Annotated in this window: 18 protein-coding genes and 1 tRNA gene; 8 read left to right on the forward strand and 11 right to left on the reverse strand. The window is 58.6% G+C overall.

The window, feature by feature from the left end; all coding sequences use genetic code 11:
* Window positions 1-12: 12 nt before the first annotated feature.
* The 10 genes from dppF to KHQ28_RS16095 form a co-directional block, all read right to left on the reverse strand.
* The gene (dppF, locus tag KHQ28_RS16050; protein WP_032418281.1) at window positions 13-1026 is read right to left on the reverse strand and encodes a dipeptide ABC transporter ATP-binding subunit DppF; all 1014 of its coding nucleotides are present in this window, start codon (window positions 1024-1026) and stop codon (window positions 13-15) included.
* Window positions 1023-2006 carry a dipeptide ABC transporter ATP-binding protein gene (gene dppD / locus KHQ28_RS16055; RefSeq protein ID WP_002921785.1) on the reverse strand — a complete coding sequence of 328 codons (984 nt, stop codon included), beginning with the start codon at window positions 2004-2006 and terminating at the stop codon, window positions 1023-1025. Before dppD ends, dppF begins: the two co-directional genes overlap by 4 nt.
* A gap of 10 nt (window positions 2007-2016) precedes the next feature.
* Window positions 2017-2919, reverse strand: coding sequence for a dipeptide ABC transporter permease DppC (dppC, locus tag KHQ28_RS16060; protein ID WP_004145207.1), 903 nt, complete (start codon window positions 2917-2919; stop codon window positions 2017-2019).
* A gap of 9 nt (window positions 2920-2928) precedes the next feature.
* Window positions 2929-3948 carry a dipeptide ABC transporter permease DppB gene (dppB, locus tag KHQ28_RS16065; protein ID WP_002921786.1) on the reverse strand — a complete coding sequence of 340 codons (1020 nt, stop codon included), beginning with the start codon at window positions 3946-3948 and terminating at the stop codon, window positions 2929-2931.
* 134 nt (window positions 3949-4082) lie between these two features.
* Entirely contained in the window at window positions 4083-5690 is a 1608-nt protein-coding gene (dppA, locus tag KHQ28_RS16070) for a dipeptide ABC transporter periplasmic-binding protein DppA (RefSeq protein ID WP_002921789.1), read from the reverse strand.
* 716 nt (window positions 5691-6406) lie between these two features.
* Window positions 6407-6483, reverse strand: a tRNA-Pro gene (locus KHQ28_RS16075).
* Window positions 6484-6602: 119 nt separating this feature from the next.
* Window positions 6603-7997, reverse strand: coding sequence for an ankyrin repeat domain-containing protein (locus tag KHQ28_RS16080; RefSeq protein ID WP_004188216.1), 1395 nt, complete (start codon window positions 7995-7997; stop codon window positions 6603-6605).
* Between the two features lie 191 nt (window positions 7998-8188).
* Window positions 8189-9862: a kdo(2)-lipid A phosphoethanolamine 7''-transferase gene (gene eptB / locus KHQ28_RS16085; RefSeq protein ID WP_004152427.1), complete on the reverse strand. Its 1674-nt coding sequence runs from the start codon at window positions 9860-9862 to the stop codon at window positions 8189-8191.
* Window positions 9863-10104: 242 nt separating this feature from the next.
* A complete protein-coding gene (locus KHQ28_RS16090; protein WP_002921907.1) occupies window positions 10105-11310 on the reverse strand; it encodes an MFS transporter in 1206 nt (401 codons plus the stop codon).
* Window positions 11311-11551: 241 nt separating this feature from the next.
* A complete protein-coding gene (locus tag KHQ28_RS16095) occupies window positions 11552-12133 on the reverse strand; it encodes an autotransporter outer membrane beta-barrel domain-containing protein (RefSeq protein WP_072198332.1) in 582 nt (193 codons plus the stop codon).
* 205 nt (window positions 12134-12338) lie between these two features.
* Between KHQ28_RS16095 and tag the strand changes: the two genes are divergently transcribed.
* Together tag and KHQ28_RS16105 are read left to right on the forward strand one after the other, a co-directional pair.
* Window positions 12339-12920, forward strand: a complete 582-nt coding sequence (tag, locus tag KHQ28_RS16100; RefSeq protein WP_004145213.1) for a DNA-3-methyladenine glycosylase I — start codon at window positions 12339-12341, stop codon at window positions 12918-12920.
* Window positions 12898-13338 carry an N-acetyltransferase gene (locus KHQ28_RS16105; protein WP_032418279.1) on the forward strand — a complete coding sequence of 147 codons (441 nt, stop codon included), beginning with the start codon at window positions 12898-12900 and terminating at the stop codon, window positions 13336-13338. Before tag ends, KHQ28_RS16105 begins: the two co-directional genes overlap by 23 nt.
* Here the strand turns inward: KHQ28_RS16105 and KHQ28_RS16110 are convergent.
* Entirely contained in the window at window positions 13307-15637 is a 2331-nt protein-coding gene (locus KHQ28_RS16110) for a molybdopterin guanine dinucleotide-containing S/N-oxide reductase (RefSeq protein WP_060578937.1), read from the reverse strand. The two genes, KHQ28_RS16105 and KHQ28_RS16110, sit on opposite strands and share 32 nt — an antisense overlap.
* Window positions 15638-15804: 167 nt before the next feature.
* On the opposite strand from KHQ28_RS16110, the gene KHQ28_RS16115 reads away from it, so the two are divergent.
* From KHQ28_RS16115 to ghrB, 6 genes are all read left to right on the forward strand, one after another.
* Entirely contained in the window at window positions 15805-16467 is a 663-nt protein-coding gene (locus KHQ28_RS16115) for an OmpA family lipoprotein (RefSeq protein ID WP_002921917.1), read from the forward strand.
* A 103-nt stretch (window positions 16468-16570) separates the two neighbouring features.
* Window positions 16571-17587, forward strand: a complete 1017-nt coding sequence (locus KHQ28_RS16120) for a LacI family DNA-binding transcriptional regulator (RefSeq protein ID WP_002921918.1) — start codon at window positions 16571-16573, stop codon at window positions 17585-17587.
* A gap of 111 nt (window positions 17588-17698) precedes the next feature.
* Window positions 17699-18448 carry a sugar phosphate isomerase/epimerase gene (locus KHQ28_RS16125; RefSeq protein WP_002921919.1) on the forward strand — a complete coding sequence of 250 codons (750 nt, stop codon included), beginning with the start codon at window positions 17699-17701 and terminating at the stop codon, window positions 18446-18448.
* A 3-nt stretch (window positions 18449-18451) separates the two neighbouring features.
* A complete protein-coding gene (locus KHQ28_RS16130; protein ID WP_002921921.1) occupies window positions 18452-19387 on the forward strand; it encodes a sugar kinase in 936 nt (311 codons plus the stop codon).
* A 104-nt stretch (window positions 19388-19491) separates the two neighbouring features.
* Window positions 19492-20772 carry an MFS transporter gene (locus KHQ28_RS16135; protein WP_002921927.1) on the forward strand — a complete coding sequence of 427 codons (1281 nt, stop codon included), beginning with the start codon at window positions 19492-19494 and terminating at the stop codon, window positions 20770-20772.
* A 24-nt stretch (window positions 20773-20796) separates the two neighbouring features.
* Window positions 20797-21768: a glyoxylate/hydroxypyruvate reductase GhrB gene (gene ghrB, locus KHQ28_RS16140; RefSeq protein ID WP_032418277.1), complete on the forward strand. Its 972-nt coding sequence runs from the start codon at window positions 20797-20799 to the stop codon at window positions 21766-21768.
* Window positions 21769-21777 lie beyond the last annotated feature (9 nt).

Raw genomic sequence — 21777 nt, forward strand, 5'->3', positions numbered from 1 at the left:
GGGAGCGCGCCATCAGGCGTGGGACTTTTGCGGATTCTCATCCTGGTCGACGGCAAAGCAGGCCACCAGCTGGCCGCCGTAATCCTTCAGCTGCGGCTGGAGCTGAGTGCAGGGGCCAAAGCGACGGCGACAGCGCGCGTTAAAGGCGCAGCCCGGTGGCGGATTTAGCGGGCTCGGCAGTTCGCCGGTCAGCTTGATCCGCTCGCGCCGGTCGTCTGGGTTCAGACGCGGCGTCGCCGACAGCAGCGCCTGGGTGTACGGATGACGCGGATTGTTGAAGATCTGGTCTTTGGTGCCCTTCTCCACGCAGCGGCCGAGATACATCACCATCACTTCATCGGCGATGTGCTCGACGACCGACAGGTCGTGGGAGATAAACACGTAGGACAGCCCTAAATCCTGCTGCAGATCCATCATCAGGTTCAGCACCTGGGCGCGTACCGAAACGTCCAGCGCGGAGACCGGCTCATCGGCAATCACCACATCTGGATCCAGCATCAGCCCGCGAGCAATAGCGATACGCTGACGCTGACCGCCGGAGAACATATGCGGGTAGCGATCGTAATGCTCGGTTTTCAGGCCCACTTTCGCCATCATCGCCAGCGCTTTTTCACGCCGCTGCTCTTTGCTCAGGCTGCTGTTAATCAGCAGCGGCTCCTCCAGAATCTGCCCCACTTTTTTACGCGGGTTCAGCGAACCAAACGGGTTCTGGAACACAATCTGGATTTTTTGCCGCCGCAGCTTCTGCGCCTGCGGGTCGTGCTTAAGCAGATCCTGCCCCTGATAATAGAGCTCGCCGCCGGTGGGGATCTCAATCATCGTCAGCAGACGACCGAGGGTCGATTTGCCGCAGCCCGACTCCCCCACTACCGCCAGCGTTTTACCGCGCTCAAGGGTAAAGGAGACGCCGTCCAGCGCCTTCACCAGCCGTTCCGGGGCGAATAACCCCTTCTTCACCGGATAGTGTTTTTTCAGATCAATGGCCTGCAACAGCGGTTGTGGCGTGGCGGCCTTTTGCGTACTCATAATCCAGGCCTCCCGGCATCATCGAGTGGGTAGTGACATTTAGACTGGCGGCCGCCGGTCAGATCCGCGAGCGCCGGCTCTTCGCTACGGCATTTATCCGTGGCATAGGGGCAGCGCGGATTAAGCAGGCAGCCGTTGGGACGGTCATATTTCCCCGGCACCACGCCCGGCAGCGAGGCCAGACGCGCTTTATCCTGGGCGAATTCCGGCAGCGCGCGCAGCAGCGCCTGGGTATAAGGATGGCGCGGCGCGCGGAAGATATCTTTCGCGTCACCGGTCTCCACCACCTGACCCGCGTACATAACGATAATTTTATGCGCGGCTTCCGCCACCAGCGCCAGGTCGTGGGTGATCAGCACCAGCGCCATATTCTCCTGCTGCTGCAGATCCAGCAGTAGCTCAATGATTTGCGCCTGAATGGTCACGTCCAGCGCGGTGGTCGGTTCATCGGCAATCAGTAGTTTTGGCCGACAGGCAATCGCCATCGCGATCATCACGCGCTGGCTCATGCCGCCGGAAAGCTGATGCGGATAGACGTCCAGCCGCGAGGCCGGATCGGGAATGCCCACCAGGTTCAGCAGGTCGATGGCCCGCTGGCGGCGGGTTTGCTTATTACCACCCTGATGGACCTTAATCGCTTCCATAATCTGGTAGCCGACGGTGAAGCACGGGTTGAGGCTGGTCATTGGATCCTGGAAGATCATCGCCACTTCCGCCCCCACCAGCTGGCGCCGCTCTTTTTCAGAGATGCGCTGCAGATCGCGGCCGTTAAATTCCAGTTTGTCCGCCATCACCCGGCCGGGATAGTCAATCAGCCCCATAATCGCCAGCGAGCTGACGGATTTACCGGAGCCGGACTCTCCGACGATACCGACCACTTCACCCTGCTTCACGCTATAGCTGATGCGGTCTACGGCGCGGAACGGCGCGTTTTCATCGCCGAAATGCACCGATAATTTATCTACATTCAATAACGCCATCTCGAACCTCTTACTGCTTCAGTTTGGGATCGAGCGCGTCACGCAGACCGTCACCCATCAGGTTAAATGCCAGCACCGTCAGCAGGATCGCCACGCCCGGGAAGGTGACTACCCACCAGGCGCTTTGCGCGAACTGCAACACGTCGGAAAGCATGGTGCCCCACTCAGGCGTCGGCGGCTGCGCGCCCATGCCGAGGAACCCCAGCGCTGCCATGTCGAGAATGGCGTTGGAAAAGCCCAGCGACGCCTGAACGATCAGCGGCGCGAGACAGTTAGGGAGAATATTAACGAACATCTGGCGCATCGCGCCGGCGCCCGCTACGCGGGAGGCGGTCACGTAGTCACGGTTGACCTCCACCAGCACCGCGGCGCGCGTCAGACGCACATAGTGCGGGAGCGCCACGAAGGTTAGCGCCAGCGAGGCGTTGACGATGGAGGGCCCGAAGATAGCCACCAGCACCAGCGCCAGCAGCAGACTCGGCAGCGCCAGCATAATATCGACGACGCGCATGATGATTGAGTCCACCACTCCGCCGAAATAGCCCGCCACCAGGCCGAGCACCACGCCGAGGATCAGCGACAGAACCACCACCAGGCAGCCCACCAGCAGCGACAGGCGGGCGCCGTACATCAGGCGCGACAGAATATCGCGGCCCACGTCGTCGGTGCCGAGCAGATGCGCCATGCTGCCGCCGTCCTGCCAGAACGGCGGCGCCAGCAGCGAATCACGGAACTGATCCGCCGGGTTATAGGGGGCGAGGAAGTTGGCGAATACCGCGATGACGATCATCACCACCACGTATACCAGCCCGACGACCGCCCCTTTGTTGCGTTTGAAATAGTGCCAGAACTCCTGCAGCGGAGTCATGGGTACCGGCGCAGCGATAACTTTATTTTCAGTAACTTGTGACATGATGGCCCCTTACTTCTTATGCCGGATACGCGGGTTCACCACGCCGTACAGCAGGTCGACCAGCAGGTTAACGAGGATAATCATCGTCGCCACCAGCAGCACCCCGCCCTGCACCACCGGATAATCGCGACGCTGCAGCGCGTCGATCAGCCAGCGACCTAAACCAGGCCATGAGAAAATGGTTTCCGTCAGGATGGCGCCCGCCAGCAGGGTGCCCACCTGCAGACCAATCACCGTGACCACCGGCAGCATCGCGTTACGCAGCGCGTGGATCACGATCACCCGCATCCGGGTCAGGCCTTTGGCGCGCGCGGTACGGATATAGTCTTCGCCAAGCACTTCCAGCATCGACGAACGGGTCATACGCACGATCACCGCCAGCGGGATGGTGCCCAGCACGATAGCGGGCAGGATCATATGCATTAAGGCGTCAATAAAGTCGCCCTGCTCGCCCCAGATGGCGGTGTCGATCAGCATAAAGCCGGTCAGCGGCAGGGTATCGTCAAGGAACACCGTATCGCTGATGCGCCCGGAGACCGGCGTCAGGTTTAGCTGCACCGAAACCAGCATAATCAGCATCATGCCCCACCAGAAGATAGGCATTGAGTAGCCGGTCAGCGCCAGGCCCACCGCGGTGTGGTCAAAGATGGAGCCGCGTTTTACCGCAGCCAGCACGCCCACCGGAATGCCGACGGCGACGGCGAAGATCATCGCGCAGACGCCCAGCTCAAGGGTGGCTTTAAAGCGTGGGACAAACTCCTGCCACACGGGAATGCGGCTTTTCAGCGAGATGCCTAAATCGCCGTGCAGCACGCCCCAGATATAGTGGGCATATTGCTGCCACAGCGGCTTATCAAGGCCCATTTCGGCCAGCAGCTGCGCGTGACGTTCGGGGGAAATACCACGTTCGCCCGCCATAATCATCACCGGATCGCCGGGGATCATATGGACGAAAGCAAAGGTGAGAAGGGTGATACCGATAAATGTCGGGATGACTAGTCCCAGACGTCGGAGAATAAACTGCAACATAACCCGGATTCTCTCTAGTGACGCCCCGCCTGGCGACAGGGCGTCTGTATTGCTCACAAAAGCATTCCCCGGAATAGCGGGAATACGCCCCCCGCCTCTCCCACGCGGGGAGAGGGGGTCAGGCATCGTGCTTATTATTCGACAGAGACGTTATCGAAGTGGTGTTTGCCCAGCGGGTCCACCACATAGCCTTTGACTTCTTTACGCACCGGCTCATAGACGGTGGAGTGAGCAATGATCAGCGCCGGAGCCTGGTCATGCATCACTACCTGAGCCTGTTTGTACAGTTCAATACGCTTGTTGTGGTCGTCGGTAGCGCGGGCCGGCTGAATAAGATCTTCAAACGGCTTATAGCACCAGCGCGAGTAGTTGGAGCCGTCTTTCGCCGCGGCGCAGCTGAACAGGGTCGCGAAGAAGTTATCCGGATCCCCGTTGTCGCCGGTCCAGCCCATCATCACGCTCTGGTGCTCGCCCGCTTTCGCCCGCTTCAGATACTCGCCCCACTCGTAGGTGACGATCTTGGCCTGGACGCCAATCTTGGCCCAGTCAGCCTGAATCATCTCCGCCATGCGGCGGGCGTTCGGGTTGTACGGACGCTGTACCGGCATCGCCCACAGATCGATGGTGAAGCCTTTTTCCAGGCCCGCTTCTTTCAGCAGCTGCTTCGCCTTCTCCGGATCGTAGGTGTAGTCCTTAACGTCGTCGTTATAGCCCCACATGGTCGGCGGGATCAGGTTCTTCGCCGCCTGGCCTGCGCCCTGGTAAACCGCTTTGATGATCGCTTCTTTGTTGACCGCGTAGGTCAGCGCCTGACGTACTTTGACGTCGTCCAGCGGTTTCTTCTCGGTGTTAAAGGAGAGATAACCAACGTTCAGACCCGGCTGTTCCAGCAGGGTAATGTTCTTATCTTCCTTCATGCGCGCGATGTCCGCCGGGTTCGGGTACGGCATCACCTGGCACTCGTTTTTCTGCAGCTTGGCATAGCGCACGGAAGCGTCCGGGGTGATGGAGAAGACCAGACGATCGATCTTCGGCTTGGTACCCCAGTAGCCCGGGAAGGCTTTATACAGAATGCGGGAATCTTTCTGGTATTGCAGCAGCTGGAATGGGCCGGTACCGATAGGATTGAGATCCACTTTTTCCGGCGTGCCGGCTTTCAGCATGTTGTCAGCATACTCTTTCGAAAGAATGGAGGCGAAGTCCATGGCCAGATCAGCGAGGAACGGCGCTTCCGGACGGGTCAGGACGAACTGGACGGTATTATCGTCCACTTTCTTCACTTCGCTAATCAGGTCCGGTAAGCCCATCCCTTCAAAGTATTCATAGCTGCCGCCAGAAACTTTATGGTACGGGTTATTAGTATTCTTCTGGCGATCGAAGGAGAACACCACGTCATCGGCGTTCAGGTCACGGGTTGGTTTAAAGTCTTTATTATCCTGCCACTTCACACCCTGACGGAGGTGGAAAGTATAGGTTTTGCCATCCGCACTAACTTCCCATTTCTCAGCAAGTCCTGGAATAACTTCCGTCGTACCGGTTTTAAATTCGACCAGGCGGTTATAGATCGGTACGGAGCTGGCATCATAGGTGGTGCCAGAGGTGAAGAGCTGTGGGTTAAATCCTTCCGGCGAGCCTTCAGAACAATAAACCAGGGTTTTCGCTTGCACGCTGGCGGCGACGGTCATGGCGACCAGGCTCAGACCAAGCTTCAGCATCCCTGATTTCTTCAAGGAAATACTCATTATTCTGCTCCAAAATTGTGATGTTGTTTGCATATATCCGCCGGACCTTTATTTATTTTTTACCCGGTCCGGTCGGTGGTGCCCGAAGGCGTAGAGAGAGATGGGGATTCCTTTCGCAAAAACGACTGAGTTGCAGTACGGATTCTCCATGAAATGCCCCTCATGCCCTACAATCTGTCAACAGAATGGGGAAACGTCAATACAGCCAGCCGGGTTTTACATCCAGCGTGAGAAACGGCAGGCAAAGATTAAAAAAACTTCAGGACGCTATTTTCAGCAGAGAAATTTATGCTACTGGCAATTCAGCAGAATAAAGACCTTATTAATTTGCAACACCCAGTGGGAAACAATGCCAGCAAATGAGAAAAATTTCTTGCTGTGTGACCAATATGTGAGCGATTAATAGCGTGAACGTTAAAACGCACAGCGGAAAATGCTGCATTCAGCCATAAGCTTCGCGAAAAAAGATCTGTTCATCGATAAAAAAATGCAATGGAAGATGTCACAAAATAGCGAATAGCCGGCTGAAAACCTGAGTAAAGACGTTTATTGTGATTTTGGTGGTATTTTTGGCCAGTTGTGCACTGATGATGCCCGGCGGCGCTGCGCTTGCGCGGGCCTACGAAACGCGAGTCGAACCTCCTGCCCCCGGAGGTTCTCATCCTCACAGGCCCCAGATGCAAAAAAGCCTGCTCATTGAGCAGGCTTTTCGAATTTGGTCGGTGATAGAGGATTCGAACCTCCGACCCCTTCGTCCCGAACGAAGTGCGCTACCAGGCTGCGCCAATCACCGAATGCGGGGCGCATCTTACTGCTGGGATGCCTACCCGTCAATGCCTTATTTTCAAAAAATCGCTCAACCGGCGAGAAACTCAGCAGCCTGAGCAGCGAATCGCCGGTTGCTCAACGTTTTTAGCGGCAGTTCACCTCAAACGTTTTGCGATACTCGGATACCTTACATGTCACCGGCTCGCCGAGATAGGTCGCGCCCGCCGGGGTGAATGTAAACTCTCCCAGTAGCATCGTCAGCTCCCCCAGCTCCGGGCAGGATTGCTGATGACGCATAATATCCGGGCGGGTATCGTTATTCACCGCCCGGGCGATGTCGCTGTATGCCAGCTTGTCAGCAAAGGCATTAGCACAAAACTGCAGTTCGCTTTGCGCCATATGCGCGGCCTGCCCCTTCAGCTCGGCATGCTGTGCCAGCAGCAGCTGGCGAACCTCGCCGGCCCGGCTGTAGCCAATCGCCGTATAGCCGGCCTTATTGCTGAGGTTGACGCTGGCGCCAGCCGCAAGCAGCGCCTCGACATTGGCTTTATTATTCATTTTGACCGCCAGCATCAGCGGGCTGAGATCGTTGGCGGAAAGCTGGTCCACCTTTGCGCCGCGCTGCACCAGCGCCGCGATCACCGCAGGCGCCCCCTGCCCCGCCGCCACCTGCAGCGCCGTGAGTCCTTCACGGTTCGGCTTATCCACTTCCACCCCGGAGGCCGACAGCGCCAGCACCAGATCGGGATCATCCCCCGCCGCCGCCAGCATCAGCGGTGTGGTGCCGGATTTATCCGCCAGGCTGGTGTCCGCCCCGGCGTTGGCCAACGTCGTGATGGTTTCCGCCGATCGCGCGTGATCGACAGCGAGGAAAAAGGCCGATTCCCCGGACGCGTTGACGGCCTTCACGTCCGCGCCGTGCTTGAGGAGCAGCGCCACTATCTCGTCGACGTTCTTCTTAAACGCGCCGGGCGCCAGTTGTAACGCCATGTCTTCGGTCATCAGCGCGCGATTGCCCGTCGCCAGCGATTTCGCCGCCGTTGCGCCAACTATCTTGTCCAGCGTACTCTCCTCTTCGACAGGCGCATCGGGCTTTTTCATCGCCAGAATATGCTGATAGTCGTTTCTGACGTCCCCGCCGTCGGAGATGGCGGACATCAATGCCGTACTCTTGTCGATGGAGGTCTGATTCACCGACGCTCCCGCCTGGAGAAGATCGCCGATAATCGCGGTATCGCTGCCACGCGCCGCCGCCAGCATCAGCGCCGTGACGCCCTGGCGCGTCTGGAGGTTCGGCTTCGCCCGACGCTTAAGCAGCAATTCCACCACATCGCGTCGATTTTCCGCAGCAGCGACCATCAGGCCGCTTAAGCCGGTTTTATCCTGACCATCCACATCAATGCCGTTATCCAGCATGGCTGCGATCGTCGCTGGCGCATCGTATTTACAGGCCAGCAGGAACTGGCTGGTCTCTTCCTCAGACTGGCAGCCCGCGAGCATCATCAGGCACAGTAGGACCAACCCCTTTATCACCTTCATCCTTTCTCTCCATGAAAAGTTCATGCACAGGGGAAGCGAGGAAACAGGGGTAATCAAAGAAGAAGAGGTCACCTGCCAGACACGTCCACTGTGCGAAAAAAATCCCTCGCGCGGCGTCGGCCGGCGAGGGATTAGCTTATCCTGGGCTCAGGAAAGGAAAACAGACCCGAGAATCTGAAAACTATCGGGCCTTACTTTTTCCACCGGCACCAGTTGTTGTTCTCATTGATCCCGCCATCCGGCGAGGTATAGCCGAGGCAGCCCATAATGGTGTCGTACAGCTCGACGTGACGGCGCGGCACCTTCATCGCAGCCTGCTGCTGCAGATGGGCAAACGCGGCGGCGTGATCGGGATTTTCCAGGTACTTATCCGACATCCACACCATCATCGGCACGCGGAACTGCTCAGGCGGCGCCATCTTGCGCGGCGTACCGTGCAGGTGTTCACGCTCGTTAATCGACTCCCCGTGGTCGGCGGCATAGAACACAATCGCTTTCTTATCCCGCAGCTGGTCGAGGACGCTGACGATAAAGTGATCGACATAGGTCACGCTATTGTCGTAGGAATTGATCAGTTCCGCTTTCGAGCACTTGTTGTCGACGCCGACGCACTCCGGTTTCCACTGGGCGAAGCTGCGCGGGTAGCGTTGGGTGTAGTTAAAGTGGGAGCCTTTGGTGTGGAGAATGATCAGATGCTTACCGGAGGCGTTGCCCTGCGCCATACCGCGCTTCATCTCATCCACCAGCAGCATATCGTCAACGCTCTTACCGCGGTTGCGCGGCTCGGCGCCAATCTGCTCGCGGTAGGCGATATTGTTGGCCATCGTGTTGCTGTAGAACCACATCTCGCTCTGCATGGCGTACAGATTGCCGCTGAAGCCCAGCTGATGCAGCACGGCAAAGACATTCTGCTCTTTGAGCGTCCGCTGGGGGTTATCTTCCGCCCCGCCCTCGCGCACAAACATGCAGCGTAACGACAGTTTGGTAGCGGTATCGCACGAGTAACCGCGGAAGGCGACGAGATTCTTCTCTTTCTCCAGCTCTGGCGTGGTATTGCGGCTATAGCCGAGGATGCCCATATGGTCCCAGCGGGTCGTTTCGCCAATGATAAACACCACGTAGGTATCATCCAGACCTTCCGGCGCGACGTAGGTGAACTTCTTCGCCGGGTTAATCAGCGATTTGTTGTCTGAGGATTCATCCACCTGCGCCCAGGCGTACAGTCCCAGCGCCGACAACCAGTTCGACGGCAGGTAAGAGTTGGCGATCACCCCGCCATAGCTCGGCATATCCACTTCCGAATGGCGCTCCACATCATGCTGGCGCAGCTCTAGCAGGCGGATGGGTCCCCAGACAATCAGTCCGGCCAGCACCACGATCAGCACGTTTTTAACCCGCTGGCCCGGGGTGCGCAGCTGGCGCAGCAGCGTATGGCGGCAGCGGTTGCTCCAGATGAACAGCAACGGCGGCGCGCTCACCGCCACCAGCCAGAGGATCAGGTGCCAGCCGATGACCTCTTTCGACAGGTCGATATCGGTGGTCATCACCGAAGCGATAATCCCGTAGCCAATCACCACATTGAGGAACGTCATGTAGTAACTCGCCGCGGCGGAAAACAGGACAATCAGCGTCGCCAGAATGCGCCAGATACGGCGGCCGAACAGCGACAGAAGACGTAACAGGAAGAAGGTGACAAATACCGTGGCAACCAGTTCAACAACACCGGAAAGCCCTTTCCAGAAAGTGAACTCTTGAGCATAACCATCGAAACGCCGGAAAAAAACGGCGACGTTCATAAACCAGCCGATGTACAGCGCCAGCCAAAAACTAAGCTTCTGCTGCGTCATCGTTCTAATATATTTCATGCAAGCAAACCTGGAAAAAGAAGAATAAAACACCGCCTGACGCTGTGGCACGAGTCAGTAGGCTAATAGGGTGCGTTAGGGTTGGTTATCAGAAACCTCTACAAACCGCGATAAGTAGACCACAGGGAACGAGAAAAGTATCAGGAGGGAATGTGATCCAGCCAAACATTTACAAAACATTTGGCTGGATTGGCACTATTTGCTTAGGGAAATAACCAGGGGCACGTTTCACGCCGCAGGTTTCAGGCGTGCGCCTCGTTATATACCGTGCTTTTCGGCTGACGAATGGTGGTGGATAACGCCAGCGAGAGGATCAGCAGGGCGAAGATCACGCAGAAGGTCACGTAGAAACCGCCGAACAGCGAAGCGATGAGAGAGCCGCAGATGCTGCCGATACCGAAGCCCAGATAAATCACGCCATAGTTTTTCGCCAGATTGTTCAGACCAAAGAACTCACTCACCAGCGACGGGAAGACGGTAATGGTGCCGCCGAAGTTAAAGGCGACGCAGGCGATGGCGGCGAAGAAGGTCAAGGCATTCAGCGGGGCGAACAGCAGCGCGGCCATCCCCACCAGCGACACGACCTGACCGATGGTAATCACGCGAATGCGGGAGATTTTATCAGACAGGATACCTAACACCAGGCGACCGCTGAGGTTCGCAATCGAGATAACCGTTACCGCGTTGGCCGCCGTGGCGACATCCAGGTGGACCATTCCCTGGGCAATATCTTTCGCTACGCCAATTACGTACAGACCGCTCATGCAGGCCGTCAGGAACATCACCGCCAGCATCCAGTACTGCGGTTTACGCATCGATTCGGCGAGGGTGAAGTCGTTTTCCACGACGCCGTTGGCCGCGGTGGCTGCCGGGTGATTTGGCGCATCTTTCATCAGGGTCGCGCCAAAGACGATCATCACCAGCACGATAGCGCCCCAGATAACGAAGGTTTTTTCCAGGCCAACGGTGGCCAGCAGGTGGGAATCAATGAATTTGAACCCCAGGCTGCCGAGACCATAGGAGCCAATGGAGAAGGCGGAGATCAGCCCTTTACGCTCCGGGAACCATTTCACGCAGTTCGACAGGGTCAGCAGGTAACCGGCGCCGTCCGCCAGCCCCACCAGCACGCCCGCGCTCAGCCACAGCATCATCAGGCTGCTGGAGTGCGCGGTCAGGAAGAAGCCCAGGCCGAGCAGGATCCCGGAGGCCATGGTGACGCGCTTCACGCCAAAGCGCTCCTGCAGCTTGCCGGCGACCGACGAAGAGAGCGCCAGCCCGAGGCTCAGCAGACCAAAGGAAAAAGCCACCTGACTGACCGGCTCGCCCAGTTTGTCAGACAGCGAACTGTTAAACAGGCTCCAGGTATAAACCGAACCGAGAGCGAATTGGGTGATGATGGTGCCGATCAGTGTCAGCCAGCGGGTCGATTGACGGTTTGCAGCGTTCATAGCAGTTGTCCTGATAAATTAACTGCCGCCACAATAGCGAAGGCCCCTCATCCAGTGGGGGAAAAAGGCATGAACTGCCATCAGCGGGGAATGAAATGCATTAATGTTGGAATGAATGGCATTGCATAACATTCATTCCGTAAATTACAGGCAAAAAGTTAGTGTGCGCTATCTCACAGAAATGCGCCATTGCTGAGTTTTAACAATAACCACATCGTTTCAAATGCGTAACAATTCCCGATTAAAAATTGGCGCTGACCCCCATCAAATAGAGCGTATTTTCCCCTGACGGCAGGTTATCCGCCTGCGACAGCGTTGCCCATGCCGCCACGTGGGATCCCAACCGCATATCAGCGCCCAGGGTGACATCGCTCCAGCCTCCCTCCCTGGCACGGGTCATCGGCGCCCAGACATCGCTGGCGAGCGACTGGTTATAGCTCACCTGCGCCCAGGGATGCACGCCCCACAGCGCCTGATAATCCATGCGCCAGCCGAGCGTGTTAACGTAGCCCGCCTCGCCTGCGCTTCTCACCGTCGGCGCGGTGACGTCGCTGCGCAGGCTGGCCACCGGCCCGGAGGTTACGCCGTTTGCTAGCGGGTAATTCCAGCCAACGCTCAGGCCACGGCCGCTGTCCGGCGGCGCCAGCCCCTGGTTTAACGCCAGCCCGCCGGGCGTCTCAGAGGACTTCAGCCGCTCGGCGAGAATATCTTCATAACGTGGTTGGTGATCGCTATCCCATGTATAGCGTTCCGACGTATTACTTTTTGTATCGATAGCGATATATTCCTGTTGCCAGGCATTCGCTCCAGAGACACATGACACCCAGACGGATACGCTCGCCGGGATCAAGAACCCCCGGAGGCCATTGCATTTCTTTATTATCATTAATGCGACTCCAGAAAAGAGCCGAATCGGCAATATTGCTGTGTTTTTAGTGGGGATACGATTTCCCTGTATTAACTATTATCTTTATCTTTCAGCCGTCAAGGCGGGCGTCCACTTTTTTAGCGCAGAGGGAGAAACAGCTATGCAGCGTTGCGGATGGGTGAGTCAGGATCCGTTATACATCGAGTATCACGATACCGAATGGGGTGTGGCGCAAAAAGAGGGTCGCCAGCTGTTTGAAATGATCTGCCTTGAGGGCCAGCAGGCCGGTTTATCGTGGATCACGGTGTTAAAAAAACGGCAGAACTACCGCCAGGCTTTTCACCAGTTCGATCCGGTGCGCGTGGCGGCGATGGGAGATGACGATATCGAGCGACTCCTGCAGGATACCGGCATCATTCGCCATCGGGGAAAAATCCAGGCCATTATCGGCAACGCCCGCGCCTATCTGGCGATGGAAGAAAATGGCGAGTCGTTCACTGATTTTGTCTGGTCCTTCGTCGACAATGCGCCACAGGTGACCCGCGCTGCGACGCTGGCGGAAATTCCCGCCACGACGCCGGCCTCCGATGCGCTGTCGAAGGCATTGAAAAAACGCGGCTTTAAGTTTGTCGGCTCGACAATCTGTTATTCCTTTATGCAGGCCTGTGGGCTGGTCAACGACCATGTCACCGGCTGCTTCTGTCACCCTGGAGGTCAGGATGATCCGCAAGTGGGACACTGAAGATACCGCGCCGCTGCTGGCGCTGTGGCTGGACAGCACGATTCATGCCCATCCTTTTATCAGCGAAAGCTACTGGCGCGACAGCGTCGCGGTAGTACGGGATGTCTATCTTCCCGCCGCCAGCACCTGGGTCTGGGAGCAGGATGGCGAGTTAAAAGGCTTTGTCAGCGTGCTGGACTCCCGTTTCGTCGGCGCGCTGTTTGTCGCGCCGGGCGCCACCCGCCAGGGCATTGGCCGGGCGCTGCTGGATGAAGTCAAACGGCACTACGCCTGGCTGAGCCTTGAGGTTTATCAGAAGAACGAATGGGCGGTCAGTTTCTACCATGCGCAGGGCTTCCGGATTGAAGACTGCGCATGGCAGGACGATACTCAGCACCCGACGTGGATTATGCGTTGGCCGGCGGATCAAATGCCGTAAGCGGCAGCGCCGGGCCGGTATATTTCTCCAGCCACGCCAGGGCGGTGTTCCCGGCACAGCCGTTGCCCAGCCGGGATGTCGGAATATCTTTGGTTAAGACGTTCACCGCCCCGTTTTTGCAGATGCCGACCTGCGGATCCAGGTCGGGCCACGCTCCTTCATGCAGGCAAATCACCCCCGAGCGGATCCCCTCCGTCACCACGGCGCCGGCCAGCACCTGACCGCGGGCGTTCCATACCCGCACCAAATCGCCATCGACAATCCCGCGCGCCTGCGCATCCTGCGGATGAATAGTCACCGGTTCGCGCCCGGCGACGGCATAGCGCTCGCGCAGCGCGGTGTGGTTCAGTTGACTGTGCAGACGGTGGGCCGGATGGGCCGACAGCAGCTGCAGCTGCCCCGCCTCTGCGTTGCCATGCCACTCGTCGGGCTCCAGCCACATCGGATGCGGCGGACAGTCGGCGTAACCAAAAGCGGCGATGGTCGGCGAGTGGATCTCTATTTTACCGCTCGCCGTTTTCAGCGGGTTGGCCTGGGGATCGGCGCGGAAGGCGGCGAAACGCGCAAAACGGGCATTTTCCGGCTCCTCCGGCATCTCAATCAGCTGGTTAGCCTGCCAGAATTCGGCAAATGGCGGCAGCGTCACCTGCTGCTGGGCGCCGCGCCGGGCGGCCATCTGATAGAAAGTCTCCAGCCACTGCAAATCACTCTTCCCTTCGGTGAAGCGTTCGCGGCCACCCGCCTCCCAGCGTTCGCTGAGGTCGGCAAAGACCGCGAAATCGTCGCGCGCTTCATCTCGCGGGGCAACCACCTGCTTCATCGGCACCAGATGCTGGTTACTGTAGTCCCCGGTCATGGTCAGATCGTTGCGCTCAAACGAGGTGGTCGCCGGCAGGACGATATCGGCATGGCGCGCGGCGGCGGTCCAGAAGCATTCGGAAATGACGATAAGCTCCGGTTTCTGCCACGCCTGAATCAGTCGGTTGGTGTCCTGATGATGAGTAAAGTTGGCGCCGCCGGCCCACCAGATAAAGCGAATATCGGGAAAGCGCCGCGCCATGCCGTTGTGCTGATACTCCGCCCCCGGATTCTCCAGCGCCTCGACAATTCGTGCGACCGGGATCTTCTCCACCGCGTCCACGCCTCCGGCCACGCTCCCCTGCATCGAGCCCAGCACCGCCGCGCGGCGTGTCGGGTTGCCGCCGTTGGCAAAATGATAGGAAAGACCAAACCCGCCACCGGGGGTGCCGATCTGTCCCAGCATGGCGGCCAGAGTGACCAGCATCCAGTGTTTCTGCTCGCCATACTGCTGACGCTGCATGCCCCAGCCGGCCATCAGCATAGTGGTATTTTCGTGGAAAAGTTGCGCCAGTTCGCGGATTTTATCTGCTTTAACGCCGCAGATCGCTGCTGCCCACTCAGCGGTTTTCGCTACGCCGTCGCTTTCGCCGGTCAGATAGCGGGCAAAAATATCGTAGCCGCTGGTGCAGCGGGTAAGAAACGCATCATCCTGCCAGTCATTTTCCACCAGCGTATGGGCGATCCCCAGCATCAACGCGACGTCGGTGCCCATATGCGGCGCGATCCACTCCATCGAATCGCCAAAGAAATCGACGGTTTCCGATCGCATCGGATCGATGCAGATCAGCCGCTTACCGCTCTGGCGCAGCCGATCAAACCACGGGATCCCTTGCTCGTCGGAGGCATTCCAGGCAATTTTCAGCGTGTTCAGCGGGTTGGCGCTCCACAGCACCACCACTTCGCTGTGCTCGAGCACCAGCGGCCAACTGGTCTGCTGCTGATACACCTCATTGCCGCCAACGACGTAAAGCATGATCGCCTGCGCCGCGCCGGTGGAGTAATCGCCAAGATGGCCGGTATAGCCGCCCGCCAGGCTCATATAGCGCTGCAGCAGCGTCGCCGCCTTATGCAATACGCCGTTAGAGCGCCAGCCGTAGGAGCCGGCAAAAATGGAGGCCGGACCGTAGCTGTCGCGGATCCGCCGATGCTGGGCATCGATCAGATCCAGCGCCTGCTCCCAGCTCACCCGAACGAATTCATCCTGACCGCGGACCCCCTGGGGCTTGTCCGGTGAAGCAAGGAAGCCTTTACGCACCATTGGATAGCGCACGCGGGTTTTGCTGTGCACCTGATCGCGCACTGCCGTTTGCAGCGAGTTGGCAAACGGTGTCGCCAGCGCGCCGCGGGAAGAGAGGACGTTTTCCCCGTCCGTTTCCACCAGCATCGGTCCCCAGTGGGCGGCGGTTAAGATGGTTTTGGTTGCAGATGAGGTTGGCAAGGGCGGCTCCTGGTCAGCGAATGCAGGTGTCATGACGGCGTGATGGGCAACCGTTCAATGTTATTTACAAAAAGAGATGGTATCCGGGGAATTTTCTCCGTAATCGCGCGTCATAATCAACCGTCACGTTCGCTGTGACAAAGAATAAAAAGGATTAAGGATATTAAATGAAAAAACGCGTACTTATGATTGCGGCGCTGGTCAGCGGCACTCTGGCCATTTCTGGCTGCACCACCAACCCCTATACCGGTGAACGTGAAGCAGGCAAATCCGGTATTGGCGCAGGTATTGGCTCCTTAGTGGGCGCTGGCGTCGGCGCGCTCTCCTCTTCCAAACATGACCGCGGCAAAGGCGCGCTGATTGGCGCAGCGGCAGGCGCGGCGCTCGGCGGCGGCATTGGTTACTACATGGACGTGCAGGAAGCGAAGCTGCGCGACAAAATGCAGGGAACCGGGGTCAGCGTGACGCGAAATGGCGACAATATCGTGCTGAACATGCCGAATAACGTCACCTTCGACAGCAATAGCGCCAACCTGAAGCCGGCCGGCGCCAACACCCTGACCGGCGTGGCCATGGTGCTGAAAGAGTATGAGAAAACCGCCGTTAACGTGGTCGGCTACACCGACAGCACCGGCAGCAAGGATCTGAATATGCGTCTGTCGCAACAGCGTGCAGACAGCGTCGCCAGCGCGCTCATCACCCAGGGCGTGGCGGCCAATCGCATTCGCACCACCGGCATGGGCCCGGCGAACCCGATCGCCAGCAACAGCACGGCGGAAGGCAAAGCGCAGAACCGTCGCGTAGAAATTACCCTCAGCCCGCTGCAGTAAGCGCAACCTCATGTCGCCCGGCAGCCGCTCTGCCGGGCAAAATGCTTGATATCGCTATTTTTCGCGCTAAGGTGTTGGCAGATTTTCAGCAAAGGAAGCCACCATGGCGAAAGCGGCGCGTGCAACTATTAGCGATGTGGCGAAAGCCGCAAAGACCGGCAAAACCAGCATTTCACGTTATCTTAACGGCGAGAAGCATCTGCTTTCCGACGACCTGTTATCACGTATTGAAAAAGCCATTGCCGAACTCGACTACCGCCCCAGCCTGATGGCCCGCGGCCTCAAACACGGCCGAACCCGCCTCATCGGCCTGATCATCGCCGATATCACCAATCCCTACTCGGTCAACGTCATGAGCGGCATTGAAGCAGCCTGCCGGGAAAAGGGCTTCACCCTGCTGGTGTGTAATACCAATAACGAGCTCGATCAGGAGCTGCACTACCTGGACCTGCTGCGCAGCTACCAGGTGGAAGGCATCGTGGTCAACGCAGTCGGTATGCGGGAGGATGGCCTGAACCGCCTGCAGCAGTCGGCCCTGCCGATGGTGCTGATCGACCGTAAAATCCCCGACTTCGCCTGCGATGTGGTCGGGCTTGATAACGCCCAGGCCGCCACCACCGCCACCGAACATCTGGTGGAAAAAGGATTCGAGGCCATCCTGTTTCTCAGCGAACCGCTGGGCTCGGTGAATACCCGTCGCGAGCGCCTGAGCGCCTTTCGCGCCACGCTTGCCCGCCACCACGGCGTGGTGGCCGAAAACGCCGAGGTGCAGCTTAACGACGGCGCGATGCTGGACAACGTCCTGCGTCAGTTCCATGCCCGCCACCGCGGGATGCGCAAAGCGGTCATCTCCGCCAACGGCGCGCTGACGCTGCAGGTAGCCCGCGCCCTGAAGCGCGTCGGCCTGATCTGGGGGAGCGATATCGGCCTGCTGGGCTTCGACGAACTGGAGTGGGCGGAGCTGGCCGGCGTCGGTATTACCACCCTCAAACAGCCGACGTGGCAGATCGGCTACGCGGCGGTCGAACAGGTTATTCGGCGCATTGCCGGCACTAACGACCCCATCCGCGAACGGGTCTTTTCCGGCGAGCTTATCGTCCGCGGATCAACCTCCCGTTAACGATCCTTCGTGATGCCGATCATAAATTAAACATCTCGCCCTTTCTTATGGAACCGATACCATCTAGCGTATTAAGGAGATTAAGCAACAAACGCCGGGAGTAAGAGCGCGATGGCCAGAAAAATTATTGTCGTTACCGCTGCGTATGGTAATGATCATGTTAAATCCTTAGGCGGGCAGGCCGCCGTCCTGCCGTTTATCGCCAACGCCGGCGCGGACGGCGTCGAAATCCGCCGCGAGCTGTGCAGCGCGGAAGAACTCAACGCTCTGCCCTCGCTGGCGGCCACTATTGAGCGCCACGGCCTGCTGGCCTGCTACTCCGCGCCGCAGGCGCTGTTCACCGACAACGGCGAGCTTAACCCGGATCTCCCGACGCTGCTCGCGGAAGCGCAAACCCTGAACGCTCTGTGGCTGAAGCTCTCCCTTGGCCATTTCCTCCACAATCAGCAGTTGGATGAGCTGCGCGATATCCTCAGCGACAGCGGCATGGCGTTGGTGGTAGAGAATGACCAGACCGACTGCGGCCAGCTGGCGCCGATGCAGCGCTTCAAAGCCGCCTGCCGGGTCCATCAGCTGCCGATCACCTTAACATTTGATATGGGCAACTGGCTGTGGGTTGGCGATTCGCCGGAAGAGGCGGCACGTCATCTTGCGCCGGCGGTCAGCTATATTCATGTTAAAGCGGCGGAGCCTCATCATGAGAAATTCCGCGCTGTACCGCCGGATCAGGCCGCCGAACGCTGGCTGGCCCTGCTCGATAATCTTCCCGCCGACGCGCCGCGTGGAATCGAGTTTCCGCTGACTGGCCATGACCTGACGGCCGTGACCCGCCGCTACGTCAACCTGTTACGCGAGGATTAAGTCGTGGAAAATTTAGATGTCATCACCATCGGCGAAGCTATGGCCATGTTTGTCGCTACCGAAACCGGGGATCTGGCCGAGGTGGAGCATTTCATGAAACGTGTCGCCGGCGCCGAGCTGAACGTCGCCACCGGCCTGGCGCGCCTGGGTCTGAAAGTCGGCTGGGTGAGCCGCGTCGGCAACGACAGCTTTGGCCGCTTCGTACTGCAATCGCTGGCGAAAGAGGGGATCGATAGCCACGCTGTGGCCATCGACAACCGCTTCGCTACCGGTTTCCAGATGAAATCGAAAGTCGAAAATGGAACCGATCCCATTGTGGAGTATTTCCGCAAAGGATCCGCAGCCAGCCATCTTTCGCCGGACGATTTTCGCGCCGACTACTTCACAAGCGCCCGCCATCTGCACCTGAGCGGCGTCGCGGCGGCCCTTTCTGAGAGCTCTTACGCGTTGCTGGAGCATGCGGCGAAGGTAATGAAAGCCGAAGGAAAAACCCTCTCTTTCGACCCCAATCTGCGCCCGGTGCTGTGGAAAAGCGAAGCCGAGATGGTGGAGAAACTCAACCGTCTCGCCTTCCAGGCTGACTGGGTTTTGCCAGGCTTAAAAGAGGGCGTGATTCTTACCGGCCAGCAGACCCCGGAAGGGATTGCCGATTTCTATCTCTCCCGCGGCGTCAAGGCGGTAGTCATTAAAACCGGCTGCGACGGCGCCTGGTTCAAGAGCGCCAGCGGCGAACAGGGAACGGTCGATGCCATTAAAGTCGATAACGTCGTCGATACCGTCGGCGCCGGCGACGGCTTTGCCGTCGGGGTGATTAGCGCCCTGCTGGAAGGCAAAACCCTGCTTCAGGCGGTGAACCGCGGCAATAAAATCGGTTCGCTGGCGATTCAGGTCCAGGGCGACAGCGAGGGGCTGCCCACTCGCGACGCGCTGGGCGAGTAACTTTTCTACGCAACGATAACAGCCGTCCTGTACCCTACCTGCAGCGCGGCACAGCAGCGTCCGTTTCGACGGACGTATGTCTCCTCATTGACAGAGGCAAGCCTATGAATAGCTCAACAAATGCAACGAAACGCTGGTGGTACATCATGCCTATCGTGTTTATCACGTATAGCCTGGCGTACCTCGACCGCGCCAACTTCAGCTTCGCCTCCGCGGCAGGCATTACCGAAGACCTGGGCATCACCAAGGGGATCTCCTCCCTGCTGGGGGCGCTGTTCTTCCTCGGCTACTTCTTCTTCCAGATCCCCGGCGCTATCTATGCGGAGCGCCGCAGCGTTCGCAAACTGATCTTTATCTGCCTGATCCTGTGGGGCGGTTGCGCCTCCCTGACCGGTATTGTGCATAATATCCCGGCGCTGGCGGCGATCCGCTTTATCCTCGGCGTCGTCGAAGCCGCGGTGATGCCGGCGATGCTTATCTATATCAGCAACTGGTTCACCAAATCAGAGCGCTCTCGCGCCAACACCTTCCTGATCCTCGGTAACCCGGTGACGGTCCTGTGGATGTCGGTAGTCTCCGGCTACCTGATTCAGGCCTTCGGCTGGCGGGAAATGTTCATCATCGAAGGGGTGCCGGCGGTGATCTGGGCCTTCTGCTGGTGGGTGCTGGTGAAAGATAAGCCGTCGCAGGTGTCCTGGCTGGCGGAGAGTGAAAAAGCGGCGCTGCAGGAACAACTGGATCGTGAACAGCAAGGCATCAAAGCGGTGCGTAACTATGGCGAAGCCTTCCGCTCCCGCAACGTGATCCTGCTCTGCGCGCAGTATTTTGCCTGGAGTATCGGCGTATACGGCTTTGTACTGTGGCTGCCGTCGATTATCCGCAGCGGCGGTGAAAATATGGGGATGGTGGAAGTGGGCTGGCTCTCTTCTGTCCCGTACCTGGCGGCCACCATCGCCATGATCGTCGTCTCCTGGGCCTCGGATAAACTGCAAAACCGTAAGCTGTTCGTCTGGCCGCTGCTGCTGATTGGCGGACTGGCCTTCATCGGTTCCTGGGCGGTCGGCGCCAACCACTTCTGGGTCTCCTACACCCTGCTGGTGGTGGCCGGGGCGGCAATGTATGCGCCTTACGGCCCCTTCTTCGCCATTATTCCGGAAATGCTGCCGCGCAACGTCGCCGGGGGCGCCATGGCGCTGATCAACAGCATGGGCGCGCTGGGCTCCTTCTGCGGCTCGTGGTTTGTCGGCTACCTGAACGGCGCCACCGGCAGCCCCGCAGCGTCCTATATTTTTATGGGGGTAGCGCTTTTCGCCTCAGTATGGCTGACTTTGATTGTTAAGCCTGCTAATAATCAAAACCTTCCACTTGGCGCTCATCACGCCTGAACGACTCATACTACGGAGATTCGCATGAAGCCGTCTGTCATTCTCTATAAAACGCTTCCCGACGACCTGCTACAGCGTCTGGAGGAGCACTTTTCCGTCACTCAGGTGAAAAACCTGCGGCCGGAGACCGTTTCGCAGCACGCTGAGGCCTTCGCCCAGGCTGAAGGCCTGCTGGGCTCCAGCGAAAAGGTTGACGCCGCGCTGCTGGAGAAGATGCCGAAGCTGCGTGCGACCTCCACCGTTTCCGTTGGCTATGACAACTTCGACGTCGAGGCGCTGAACGCCCGCCGGGTGCTGCTGATGCATACCCCGACCGTGCTGACCGAGACCGTCGCCGATACGGTCATGGCGCTGGTGCTGAGTACCGCGCGTCGGGTAGTGGAAGTGGCGGAGCGCGTCAAAGCGGGTGAATGGACGAAGAGCATTGGTCCGGACTGGTTCGGCACGGATGTTCACCATAAAACCTTAGGCATCGTCGGCATGGGCCGCATCGGTATGGCGCTGGCGCAGCGCGCCCACTTCGGGTTCGGCATGCCGATCCTGTATAACGCGCGTCGCCAGCATCCGCAGGCGGAAGAACGCTTCAATGCCCGCTATTGCGATCTCGATACCATGCTGCAGGAGGCTGACTTTGTCTGCCTGATCCTGCCCCTGAGCGAAGAGACTCACCATCTGTTCGGTCAGGCGCAGTTTGCCAAAATGAAATCTTCCGCCATCTTCATTAACGCCGGGCGTGGCCCGGTAGTGGACGAGCAGGCGCTGATCGCCGCCCTGCAGAACGGTGAGATCCACGCTGCCGGTCTCGATGTGTTCGAACACGAACCGCTGGCCAAGGACTCACCGCTGCTGAGCCTGCCGAACGTCGTCGCGCTGCCGCATATCGGCTCCGCCACCCATGAGACGCGCTACAACATGGCGGCCTGTGCGGTGGACAACCTGATCGACGCCCTGAACGGCAACGTAGAGAAAAACTGCGTCAATCCGCAGGTAAAATAAGCCATAAAA

Source organism: Klebsiella sp. 28 (genome assembly GCF_018223905.1).
GTDB classification, from domain to species: Bacteria; Pseudomonadota; Gammaproteobacteria; order Enterobacterales; family Enterobacteriaceae; genus Klebsiella; species Klebsiella pneumoniae.